The sequence below is a fragment of the Pedobacter vanadiisoli genome, from assembly GCF_042684385.1.
Lineage (GTDB): Bacteria > Bacteroidota > Bacteroidia > Sphingobacteriales > Sphingobacteriaceae > Pedobacter > Pedobacter vanadiisoli.
In genome coordinates this window covers 250302-262199 of the sequence record NZ_JBHULL010000007.1, presented here as the reverse complement: position 1 = coordinate 262199, position 11898 = coordinate 250302, and the positions used below count along the sequence as shown (strand labels likewise).

The following is an 11898-nucleotide window of genomic DNA, read 5'->3' as shown; positions in this document are numbered from 1 at the left end:
ATTAGCTCTGCATTACTTTTTCGATAATCGTTTTCCATCGTTTTCCATAATTCTCCCAGCTAAAACCTGTCGCGCTTCCCCTTGCGTTTTTTGACATCTGTGTTAATTTTTCGCGATTTTGTATAAAGAAATTGATTGATTTTTTTAGAGCATCAAGATCTCCAGGTTCAATAACAAATCCATTGTAGCCGTCGACAACAATGTCTTTCGCACCGGAATTTGTGGAGCCGATTACCGGTAGACCGCAACTTAGCGCTTCGAGCTGAACTTGCGCCAGTCCTTCAAAATAACTTGGAAAAACAAAGACATGAGCATCATTGTAGATCTCTGGAAGTCTATTTTTTTCTATCCGGCCCAGAAACTTAATGGTTGGATTTGCAAATGCAACATCGACAATAATAGGTATTTGATTTGCCCCTGCTAGTACCAATTCGGCATTTTTGAGCTTCAACTCTTCCCATACCTGCAACAAATCAAGTATACCTTTGCGAACATTGATGGTGCCGACGAATAAAAATTTTAAAGTTTGGGCTTGGTAATCTCTTCGGTCGAGGTCAATAAATATATCTTGATCGATACCAAAGGGATTGACATGGATTTTAGCCATTGAAACGCCATTTGATATGAGTGTCTCCTTGACGAAATGGCTCGGTACTACTATTGCATCAGCCATAGCATGTTCGGCGGCTTCCAACTGTAGCAAACCTTCAGGTTTAGGCGAAAGGTCGGTATTGGAATGCCATTGAGCATATTTATTGTTTAATTGTGTAAAAAGATTGTATTTGGATGAAGGATGTCCGATAGTTTGATCTAGTATAAATTTTTTATGTGCTTTTTTTGCCCTTTCGGCAATGATCCACGATGAGGTGTCAAAGCCGATCAATACGTCTGACCCTTCAATGATTTTCTTTTCGACTGCATTTTGAAAAAAGAAATTCCTCTTGAAGATGTAGCGCTCGATTTCATCATGGTCTCGGTGCTTTTGAGTCAAATGAAAGCGTAGTTCGGCAAAGGGATAGGTAACTAATTTGTGCTTCTCTATATTTAACACCCTATTAAATAGTTTTTTATATAAAGATGTACTGAAATGCTTTAACAGGAGTATGAACAGACTTTCTGATGTCCAACCTACAGATGTGACGAAATACAATAAGAGGTTTAATTCGCCAAGCACTTTAGCAAGGTTAGGCGCATGTTGCGTTCCGGGATGGATCACACTTACTTTAGGTGGCATTGGATTTTTTCTGGACAAATGGTTTTTCTACAATAAAATGAAGTAAGTGGGAAATTAGTATGCATAATAAGGAACCAATAAAAACATAGTATAGATGTTGAGGATATTGGCCTTTAGTATACTTTAGCAAAACTCCGCTAAGCAGTATCAGAATAGGAAAATGTATGATATATAGTGTATAAGAAAAATCGCCTAAAAATTTCATCTTGTCTAACAAATTGGTTGAAATGCCCTTGCTTTTTAGATAGAAAAGCGAGGAGATCAGTCCCATAAATCCAACAGACCATAACAAGTCATGCACTTGGGGACTACGCACGTTGTAAACTGCCAAAAAAGGCAATAACAACGAAAATAAAGAAAGCGCGTCAAAACTAATCCTGATTCTTTTGCTGTAAACATCAGCCAATACTGCACCAAGCCACCAACATATTATAGCTCCAAAAATTTGTTTAAATAGTTCAGGCATCCAAGGTGGCCGAATGAACGAGAAAAGAAACAATGCAGCAACAAGCCCAAAAGAGTAAAGCACAGATTTTCTATTGACTAACAAGATAAAAGGATAGAGCATATAGAACCACCACTCAAATTTTAGCGACCAAGTGGGGGTATTGCTGCCCCATGGATCTACATAAGCCTGCATTAAAAATACCAAGTTGCCCAACAAAGTCTTTATGTCGTAGGCATTCCCTATGGAAAAGTCATTCGGATCCACTTTATAATAAGGAATAGGAAAATATGAGCGTCCAATATGATCAAGGCAGTAGGTAAGCAAAATGGAGAATAAAAAAGGAGGGTAAATCCTTTTTAATCGACGCTTTAGGTAACAGGGCCAATTAAATTCTTCATTTCCGTAATTGACAATATTCTTGGCATATTTTAAGTGTATAAGAAAACCAGATAATACAAAAAACAATAAAACCATTTCGTGGCCAAACCTAACTGCAGTGAATAGGTATACGAAGATTTTGTTAACGATTGAATACTCGTTTTTGTGTAGTAGAAAACCCTTTGAATAGCCCTCCCAAAGAAACATTCTAGCATGGCACAACAAAACATACAGAGCCGCGAAACCTCTTAAACCGTCTAAAAAAAGAGTGTTAGTCCTCAACTTTTTTAATATTGATGATTTTTGCCGGTACTCCAGCAATTACACTTCCTGATGGGAAACTTTTAGTGACTATAGCACCTGCACCTACAACACAATTGTCGCCAAGTACCACATCTTTTAAGATGACCACTTTGGCACCAATCCAACAATTGTTCCCGATTATTACTTTGCCTTTTTGCATCGGCAATTCCTTTGGCGATGCCTGCCCATTGTAGCTATGGTTTGAATCTGTAATGTAAATATCCGGGCCAAACATATTATTATCTCCAATTTCAATGCTTCCACAGGCATCAATCATAACGTTCCTATTGAAATAGTTGTAATTGCCGATTTTTATTCTTGTGCCTTTGAAAGGTGCATCTTCCGGCCAGAGCATATAACCCGAAGTAAAGGCATTATACTGTCCCAATTCAATTTGTGTAGCCCTCCGGATTCTGCCGTTTTCGAATCGGTTTCTTTTGCCTAATTTCAGTCCTAAGGCTTTGTAGAGCAGTATTTTGGCTCTACTTTTTAACCCGAAGGGTTTTTTAAATAAAAGTGCTTCCCATATATATCTGTCCATGATTTTTATAAGATTGGTATTTTTTAAATCCCTTGACCGATACTGCTTTTCTAAGCGTTTTTTTGGTCAAGAGCCAAGCAAAGAAGTCATATACCCCTTTAGCCGTACTGCCACCAAGCCTATTTTTCTTATAAGTAAAAGCAAATAGGAACTGTTTGATGATTTTTGAAAAGAGGGCAGGAAAAAGATAAAGTATCGGTGTTCTTCTGTAAGCAAAAACCAGGTCATTGCATACACCAGATCTGTGCTGCAGTTGGAGGTCGCGTTCAATGTTGGTTTTATCATGCCACACATATTCGCCAGTATATTTTAAAATCAGATAATTGCTGTCGATTAGCCTCAAGCAAAGGTCCTTTTCTTCGCTTCCATAATAGCCTGGTGCCAAGGTATAAAAACCTACTTGGCGCGCCGCGCTGCAATGTATCACATGACCGCAGCCGATATAGCTGTTGGTTAGCGAAACTGTTTGTTTAATAACTGATGGCAAACCATTTTGCTTGTCTAGCATGTCAAAGCCAATTGCTGCGATCCGGCTGTCATTTTCAAAAAAATGGATAACCTTCGACAAGGAATCTGATTTCAGAAACCAAGCATCATCATCTAGGCTACAGAAAAGTTCGAACCCTTCTTGATCCATAAATAAGTTTCTGGCGTACATCAAGCCTTTTGATTCTGCTGATGTAATCCAATTAACCTGTGGATATTGGTTTTGTAGCAAAGAGGTGTCATCTGTCGAGGCGTCATCAAACACCCATACTTCCTTATTTTGATAGTCTTGTGAAAGTGCGGAATCGATTGCCTTTGGTAAAATCTGAGCCCGGTTTTTTGTGGTGATGCCGATGAGTATTTTCAACTTAAAACGATCGGATTTTTTGGATTGCCTTCATTTTGGCTTTCCAGTATTTCGGTTTAAATATATGCTTTGTGGCTATCCCACTGAAAACCTGTTGAAGCAACAACTGCAACTTATGTTTAAACGAACTATGATGCAAAATATATTTCATAATATAGTATCTATTTACCAAATCCATTTCAGCCATGATAAGCAGGTTATTTTTTTCGTCGCCGGGCTGGCTGTTATGATAAATTACGGCATGTTGAGAATTAAGCAGGGTCCATTTTTTGCCAACCCTGAGCGAAAGCGCCAAGTCTTCCATTAATGAATAACCTGTAAAATGCTCGTCGAACACAGGGCTCGGCAACGCTTCTCTCCGGTACAATGTGCATGTAGTATTTAGCCAGTCTACTTGGGCTATATCTGAATCTTGTGCGCTGGCCGGAAGGAATGTGATTATGGGACCAACACATTTTCCGGGCAAAAACTGGGCAGTATTGATACCCATTGCCCAATAAACCAATTTGCTGACGGTGCCTAGTGGATGAAAAGATTGGTTACTTATAGTAGCATTGATACCACCGCATCTTCCATTATCAATCAACCCACGATATAAATTTTCGATGCATTTTGGTTCAAGAATGATATCGTCGTCCGCAAATCCGATGATCCCGTGTTTTGCCAATTCTATTCCCTGGTTGCGTTGCTTGGCCGAACCCTTTTGCTGGGCAGGCAGATGCAGAATGTTGCTTTTTAAATCAGGAAAAAGACGTTTAAGCGAATCGTTTTCAGGTATAAAGGGAATAGAAGCATCTATGATGAAGATTTCTTCTGGTTGGCATTCTTGGGCCGAAATGCTCTCTATTGTTCTGCGTAGCGCTTCCTTTCTGTTAAAAGTTGGAATAATTAAAGAAATGTCGACGATCATCTAACTTTTGTAAACGATTTTTTTTGATAGGGCTACTGCAGGGGTTTCTACAAACGTATTGAACAGGTACGAAACACCTACCACTAATAAAATGTCCATAAAAACGACGAGCGATTTTATGGACGGGTCTTGTACAAGCGAATCAGTTATATTAATAATCCTCATGCCTATTGGTATATGAAGTAGATAGATAGAATAGGAGATCTTGCCCAAAAATAGGAGCAATTTATTGGCGATGTCATACTTGTAAAATATCACTAGGGGAAGCAGCGATGCTATTACATATCGATAATCAAATTTCAGCAAAACAAAAACGTAGATGCTGATTGCCAATGTGAGAAAAGTCTTAAAATCTATGAAAGATCTGTAATATTTAAAAAAAACGATGCCCAGACAAAAAAAAGGGAGATAGCTAAAAATGAAGTCGTTGGTTTGAATGAAGTAACTACTTATTAGAGACAGTGCGATAAAGACATGTAGATAGGCTCCTTTTCTGATTAGCAAAGGATAGATGAGGGCAATCAACAAATAAAATTGAAATTCTAAAGCTAGGGTCCAAAATGCAGGGTTGATCCAGGCTTTGCCAAATATTGATGTCAAATACCCAATATGTAATGCGATATTGATGTAGTCTATGTAAAATGGTAAGCCTTTATAAAAAGGTGATAAAGTGCTGAGGTAGGCAAGTACAATACCCAATAAGATTACCACTAAATAGGGTATATCTATCCTGATAAGTCGCTTTAGGATAAAAGGGAAATAGTTTTTTAGCGAGTAATTGCTAGACTCTAGAGACAGAGGGAGTATAAATCCTGATATAATAAAAAAAATCTCTACGCCCAAAAAACCACAGCTGCCAATTTTCTTGAGATAATTGGCTGGGGGTAGATAGTGGCCGTTTCCGTGTACAAAATGAAAAAAGCAAACGCTTAGGGCAGCCAGCCCTCTCAAACAGTCTATCGCGCTAACCCGCTTTTCCGGCGTCATTTATAAGTTGCATAAACTTTTTATTAATCTGATAAGGATTGAAATCATCGATATCCTTCAAAGCAACCAGAGTTTCTCTTAGCTTAGGCAAGTTTTGCTTTAAATCTGCCAAGATGCCCATTAATGATGCTGAGTTGCCATAAAAGATACCCTTTTTTGTGTTTGCCCATCTTAAGCCATTGGCATAATCAGGACCTATCACGATGATAGGCATCCCTAATAAAACGTATTCCGGAATCTTGCTCGGAAAATGGGTGCTATACAGCGCTTTGAAACGTTGTTTTGAAGAATAGGGTAGGATAACGGCATCACATTCGGTTTTTATTTTTTCAAAGGTCTCTTCGGCAGTTTTAGAAAAGCCTCCATATTCCAGATTTTTTGATGGTGGTAATAAGCCGTTTTCATCCCTGTATATTTTTAATACAGTATCTGTTTTTTGAAGTATTGGTATTATTTCTTCTATGCCTTCTTTATAACCATAGGCCAATGAACCTGCGTAGCCGATTTTAAGCTTTTTTTTAGGTTGCAGATTTTCAATATCAATTTCTTTGGCTGCCAAAGTCGTAGATGCTGTCGGATATAGAAAATCACCATCAGCGTTGTACTTTACTTTCCACTGGATAGCCATTTCAGGACTGATGCAAATTCGTTTGGTCGCTGATCTATAGATTTTGCCATTCAGTTGTAATAATTTCCTTTTAAATCGTTGGTGTACCCTTGAAAAATCTTCTGCGTCATCGTGGCAAAATAAAACGAATGGCAGTTTTTCCTTTTTGGCAAGTTGATAGGCTGGATAGTAGTAGGTGAGGTGCTGCATCAAGCTAACCACCAAGTCTGGTTTGAAAACCTTGGTCACTTTTACTAGACTTTGGGGCAATTTAGGCACAAAAAGTTCTAGCGCTTGCAGGTCTGATAATAAAGATGTAAATCTGGACAGTCTCATCCTCTCTAAAAAGGAATACTTTAATTCGTAATAGGGACAATCTAGAATAGTAGCGCCGGGTATGGGCGGCTTTCCAAAAACCATCAATCGGTTTGGTGGATAATTTTCGAACAGGCGATAAAACTGTATTGATCCTGCGTTTATTGACTGAGGAACTTCGTCTGCGATAAAAAGTACTTTAGGAAGCTGGTCCAAAAATGGCAAATTAAGTTAATACCAATAGGTGTCTTTTCTTCGTTTAATGCGGTTTAGCAATTCTCTGGTCCATACCGCTGCGAGAGGAGCTACGCTCGCAAATAGCCGAAAGAATTGGGATTCTGTAGCTGGCGCTTGTTCTTTCATCTTGGCCAGAAGTGAAAGGATTTCCCTTACCAGTTTCCAGTTAGAAATCCATGCCGCGTGCCGAGTATATAGCCAAAGTTTGGCTGCGATATCTTTCTTGTATTTTTTCCCGGTCAGCTCGTAATTCTTTTTCATGACCTGGAACTGGGAGTTGACGGTCTTTTGATAGGCGCTAGGTGTTCTAGACATCGAGTTGTTGACCCTGTAATTGATGATGGAAACTTCTGTCTCAGCAGTAAACGAAAGTCCAAATCTGGCTAGCTTGCAATGCATGGCAACGTCTTCATTGTAAAGCACAGCAGGATCCAAATCAGGGCCACCGGCCTCTAGAAATCTACTTTTCAAATAAACACCGCAAAAAGGGTTGATTTGGTGTCTGATAGTAAACCTAATTGGATCTTGCTCCAACTCCTGCCTATCAAACAAATTCACACTAAGTAATTCGTTGCTGTCGTAATCACGCCATTCATAAGCAAAAAGGATCACATCGGGTACATATTCGCGATTGATCCATTTGTGGACCAACTGGGTAAAATTAGGTAGCATATCGTCGTCTGCATCATGAAAGTGAATCCATTTGCTGGAGGCTTCCTGTGCCAGTCTCAGTCGGGCATACGAACAGCCGACGTTTTGGTCGCCGTTGATTACCTTCGCACCAAATTGGCGGGCAACATCCTCAGTGTTATCTGTACTGCAGTCGTTGTAGACCAAGATTTCGTCGAAAGGAATAGTTTGGCTTTTCGCAGAACTTAGTAGCTTTGGCAGGTATTTGGCTGCGTTATAAGCTGGGATGCATAGCGATAAGATTTGTTGCTGGTTATGCATAGTAATTTCTAGCCCTTGTTTCCGAGATGATGTTTTTGTAGATCGATCTATTTTTGACGAGTTCACACGATGAAAGGAACCAGGTTCTTAGTTCCAAAGAGAGCTTTTTTACGTCGCGAATAGCCAATAGATTTTTTATCCGGAGAAACTGGTAGGACAGGAAGCTCCAAAAAAAAGAGGATTTTATTTTTTTTCTGTTTGAAAATTTTTCTTCAAGTAACACTGAGTACGCCAATAAGACCGGAAAACTATAGCAGGCACCTAATAAAAGACCATTATAGTAACGCTTCGTAAGCCTTTCCTTCGGTATAAAATGGGCAAAGGTCAGGCGGTCTGAGTAATACTGTCTAAAACCTGCCAATGAAAGCACCGCTCCAAGCTCACGGTCTTCCCCGGTCATCAGCTTCCCGCCTAAGCGCCCTGTTAAGTAGAATTTGAAACCCTTGTTTTGAATTGTAGCTAAGGCTTCGCGCCTATATGTGGTTGCTGCACCGTAAAGTGTTACTCTGGCTGGCAGATAACCTTCGGCGCCTAGCTGCGGGCCAACAGCATACGGGCCAGGAGCTTCTTTAATAGCTTTTGGCGGTACAGTTTCAAATACCGGGCTACCCAATCCGCCCAACGCGGCTATTTCACTGTTGCTATTCATTAGTTCAAAAACTTGTTCAATGTAATGGTCAGAAAGCCAATTGTCATCATCACAGAATAATAGAAAATTGTACTTGGCACATGCTATACCTTTTTCTCTGGCATAGCTCAGTCCAGGTATGGGCTGGCTTACAATTGTAAAAGATATTTGTTGACCATTCAACAGCGTTTTTGCAATGGCCACAGTATCGTCGGTGCAGGCATTGTCTACTAAGACGATCTCCCAGTTGATATCATTACGAACGATTTGTTGTTTTAAACATGTCAACGTGGCTACTATTCTTCTCGAACTGTTAAAACAGCAGATGATTACAGAAACTCCTGGCTCTACCAAAATCTGACCGTGTTTTTAATCATTCTCGACAACAGATCTAGCCTAGTTTTCAAGTTTAATCTGGCTGAAAAAAAATAAGCCATAAAACTAGCCCATGCAGCCAATGCATGCTGTTTTTCTTTGGTAAGGTGAAGACAGCAGTTAATGGATGTCATTAGTTCAGGGCTGAAATCGACATGTGGAAATTCTTTCGTTGAATCTTTGATGATTGCATAGTGTTTGGAGAAAAAGAGATAATCTACATTGGCTGAGCTGAAGCCCTTTTCTCCATATTCGCATATAACCGAGTCTACGAATCCATAATCTCTTTTCTTGTGTAGCAACTCAACCAGGGTAAAATAATAATCAGCAGAAACTTTAAATTTTGTATCAAAACGGATATTGTTGTCAAATAAAGCCTTTGAATAAAAAAAAGCTTGGTGGTGAAAGCCGGTCCTTATTAGCGAAAGCTTGTTTGGAGACCGGATAACTTTTTTCGAATCGATTCCAATTGTAATACCATTGGCAAGCTGGATTTTGGTTCCAAAAACAAAATCATGTACATTTTTTAGTACCTGATCATTATATAGTTTATCATCGCTACCAAGAAAATATATCCATTCGCCTGTTGCTATATCTATCCCTTCGTTCATGGCGTTGTAAATGCCTTTGGTCTTGGCTTCAAGTACTTTAACTTTGGAACCAAAGGTGTTTGCTACAATCTGGGTTTGGTCTGATGAATGCCCATCGACGATAATAATTTCGAAATTTTGGAAACTTTGTTCAAAGATACTGATCAAGCATTCCTGTAATGTGGCTTCCGAATTTAAGGTGGGGATTATAATGGTAAAATATGGCTTGCTTTTTTCGAGGATCACTTTACTTAATTTTATCAAACTGTCCCCAAGTCCTTCTTATAGCGATACTTTCTATAAAGATGTCTTCTAAGATTTGAAGCTCATTGTTGAGGTTGCTTGTGGCCGTCTTTTCTGTTTTTAGATTGACATTTGTAAGAGAAATCATTGCTTCTGCAATCTCTTTGTCCTTTTGTGGATCGAAATATACAGCACTATCGCCAAGAAGTTCGATATGACCAGGAAGATTGGAGCAGGCAATAGGACAGCCAATATTTAAAGCTTCCAAAAGGGGCATGTTCGTTGGCCCGAGAAACGATGGAAATACGAGCCCGACTGCATTTTTATATAACCACTTGAGTTCCTCTTCTTTTACGAAACCTGGAATAACTACCACATCTTTTAGACCATAAGTATTGACAAGGTTTTTGATATAAGCCATATTTCCTTTATCGCTGCCAGTAAGCACCAGTTTATGAGCTGCATAAGGTGGCTTTTCGCGGAATAGACGTAAACCGTTAAGCAAATGGTAATGGTTTTTATGTGCCCAAAATTGAGCCGGGTAGATAAAAAAAGAATCAGTTGAACTAATCCATTCGGGTTCTTCCGAAATAACATCGTGATCAACGATTTTACCTGGAAACATGGGGAGTATCTTGATTCTTTCGGGATTGATCCTAGAATATTGTACTAGTTCTTGCTTGCCTCTTGTCGATTCACAACAAATGATTAAGGCTTCGTTCAATACCTTGTTAAAGTAGGCATCTCTTTTTAAAAATTCACCATTCATAGTCAATTCGGGAAACGAGAAGGTACTTTTATGGCCCAGATCCCAATTGATGCAAATGTATGGGTAATTATCAAGCGCAATGAATGGATTGGTGTAAAAGATCAGCTGGATGTCGTGATGCTTTAAAATTGCCTTGGCTTCATTATAGTTTTTGACAATATCTTTTCGTTCGAGACTTATTGAGAAAAAACGATGATAAAAGTTTACCCGTTTTCGTTCCCAATAGCTTTCTTTGAAGGGTAGGCTAACCGTTTTTTTATTGAACTTGCCCTTCAGGTTAAAGCCGACAAAGAGGATTTCAATCCTCCTATCAAATTCCCTTTGGTTTATGCTATTTATTAGTCTTTCGGTATAGGAAAATCCGCCTCCAGTTTCAGGAAAATCGTCTTCGTTAATCCATATTCCGATTTTAAATACCTTTTCCACTAATGATTTCACTAACGATTAGCAATTCTTTTTCTTTTAAACCAAGCCCACTTGGCAAATAAAAGCCATTTCTGGCTAGTTTTTCAGCTACAGGATAGCATTCGGTTTTAAACAATCCCATTTGTTGAAATACTGGCTGTTCGTGCATACACCAGAAAAAAGGTCGCGTGCCGATTTTACTGTTTGTCAAATTCGCTACCATTGCTTCTTTCTCTGCCATGCTTGGCGCAACTAGTCCAAAAACCCAATAGATGTTTGTAGCGTAGTTTGTTTTTTCTAGTGGAAGCTGATAGCCTTTTGTACGAAGGCTATTCAGGTTGCGTTGGTAAGCTGCGCCCATTATCCTTTTTCTTTCGATAAAAGTGTCAATTTGTTCCAGTTGTGCCAAACCTAGTGCTGCTTGAAGATTAGTCATTCGGTAGTTCCAGCCAATTTCATAGTGGACAAAGCGAGGACCGTTAGGCTCGAAGCAGAGGTTTCTCAGTTTTTTACACCTGTCGGCCAACTTGCTGTCATTGGTGAGCAACATACCGCCTTCGCCGGTTGTAATATGCTTGTTGGGATAGAAACTGAAAATACTAATATCTCCAAAACTGCCACACTTTTGGCCTTTGTAGGTTTGTCCGTGCATTTCTGCTGCGTCTTCTATTACTTTTAGGTTGTATTGCTTGGCCAAGGTCAACACTGGGTCGATATCGACCGGAAGCCCGTAGATATGTACCACGAGAATGGCTTTGGTACGTGATGTAATTTTGGTTTCTATTTGGGCAACGTCCATATTCCAGGTATGCGGATCGCTATCCACCAACACTGGCAATGCACCAGCGGATATCACCGATTGCGCTGGCGAAATAATCGTAAAAGTAGGCATAATAACTTCGTCGCCGGGACCAATGTTTAGTGCCTTCACTGCAATGTCTAGGGCTGCAGAACCATTACTTACCGCTATACCGTGGCTTTTGCCAATGTAATGGCTAAATTGTTGCTCAAACTTTGTGATAAACGGTCCCTCGCTACTGATCCATCCCGTTTCTATACATTCGGTGACATATTTAAGTTCGTTGCCGTCAAGCAATGGCGTATTTACTGGAATAGGGTTCATG

General features: G+C 39.6%; 12 protein-coding genes. All 12 read right to left on the bottom strand.

The window, feature by feature from the left end; genetic code table 11:
• Nucleotide 1: 1 nt before the first annotated feature.
• From ACFSR6_RS07130 to ACFSR6_RS07075, 12 genes are read right to left on the bottom strand one after another with little or no spacing between them, the layout of a single operon-like run.
• A complete protein-coding gene (locus ACFSR6_RS07130; protein WP_379076879.1) occupies nucleotides 2-1234 on the bottom strand; it encodes a glycosyltransferase family 4 protein in 1233 nt (410 codons plus the stop codon).
• Nucleotides 1224-2342: an acyltransferase family protein gene (locus ACFSR6_RS07125; protein WP_379076876.1), complete on the bottom strand. Its 1119-nt coding sequence runs from the start codon at nucleotides 2340-2342 to the stop codon at nucleotides 1224-1226. Before ACFSR6_RS07125 ends, ACFSR6_RS07130 begins: the two co-directional genes overlap by 11 nt.
• Complete coding sequence (locus ACFSR6_RS07120; RefSeq protein ID WP_379076873.1) at nucleotides 2332-2904, bottom strand: acyltransferase; 573 nt, start codon at nucleotides 2902-2904, stop codon at nucleotides 2332-2334. Before ACFSR6_RS07120 ends, ACFSR6_RS07125 begins: the two co-directional genes overlap by 11 nt.
• Nucleotides 2870-3757: a glycosyltransferase family 2 protein gene (locus ACFSR6_RS07115; RefSeq protein WP_379076870.1), complete on the bottom strand. Its 888-nt coding sequence runs from the start codon at nucleotides 3755-3757 to the stop codon at nucleotides 2870-2872. Before ACFSR6_RS07115 ends, ACFSR6_RS07120 begins: the two co-directional genes overlap by 35 nt.
• Before the next feature lies 1 nt (nucleotide 3758).
• Complete coding sequence (locus ACFSR6_RS07110) at nucleotides 3759-4667, bottom strand: glycosyltransferase family 2 protein (RefSeq protein WP_379076867.1); 909 nt, start codon at nucleotides 4665-4667, stop codon at nucleotides 3759-3761.
• Entirely contained in the window at nucleotides 4668-5654 is a 987-nt protein-coding gene (locus ACFSR6_RS07105) for an acyltransferase family protein (RefSeq protein WP_379076865.1), read from the bottom strand. It lies immediately after the preceding gene.
• The gene (locus tag ACFSR6_RS07100; protein WP_379076863.1) at nucleotides 5632-6792 is read right to left on the bottom strand and encodes a glycosyltransferase family protein; all 1161 of its coding nucleotides are present in this window, start codon (nucleotides 6790-6792) and stop codon (nucleotides 5632-5634) included. Before ACFSR6_RS07100 ends, ACFSR6_RS07105 begins: the two co-directional genes overlap by 23 nt.
• A 15-nt stretch (nucleotides 6793-6807) precedes the next feature.
• Nucleotides 6808-7764: a glycosyltransferase family 2 protein gene (locus ACFSR6_RS07095; protein ID WP_379076861.1), complete on the bottom strand. Its 957-nt coding sequence runs from the start codon at nucleotides 7762-7764 to the stop codon at nucleotides 6808-6810.
• Nucleotides 7757-8746 (bottom strand): glycosyltransferase, encoded by a 990-nt coding sequence (locus ACFSR6_RS07090; protein ID WP_379076859.1) that lies wholly within the window; start codon nucleotides 8744-8746, stop codon nucleotides 7757-7759. Before ACFSR6_RS07090 ends, ACFSR6_RS07095 begins: the two co-directional genes overlap by 8 nt.
• Nucleotides 8740-9603, bottom strand: a complete 864-nt coding sequence (locus tag ACFSR6_RS07085) for a glycosyltransferase (protein ID WP_379076856.1) — start codon at nucleotides 9601-9603, stop codon at nucleotides 8740-8742. Before ACFSR6_RS07085 ends, ACFSR6_RS07090 begins: the two co-directional genes overlap by 7 nt.
• Before the next feature lies 1 nt (nucleotide 9604).
• The gene (locus ACFSR6_RS07080) at nucleotides 9605-10807 is read right to left on the bottom strand and encodes a glycosyltransferase (protein WP_379076854.1); all 1203 of its coding nucleotides are present in this window, start codon (nucleotides 10805-10807) and stop codon (nucleotides 9605-9607) included.
• A complete protein-coding gene (locus ACFSR6_RS07075) occupies nucleotides 10779-11897 on the bottom strand; it encodes a DegT/DnrJ/EryC1/StrS family aminotransferase (protein ID WP_379076851.1) in 1119 nt (372 codons plus the stop codon). Before ACFSR6_RS07075 ends, ACFSR6_RS07080 begins: the two co-directional genes overlap by 29 nt.
• Between the last annotated feature and the right edge of the window lies 1 nt (nucleotide 11898).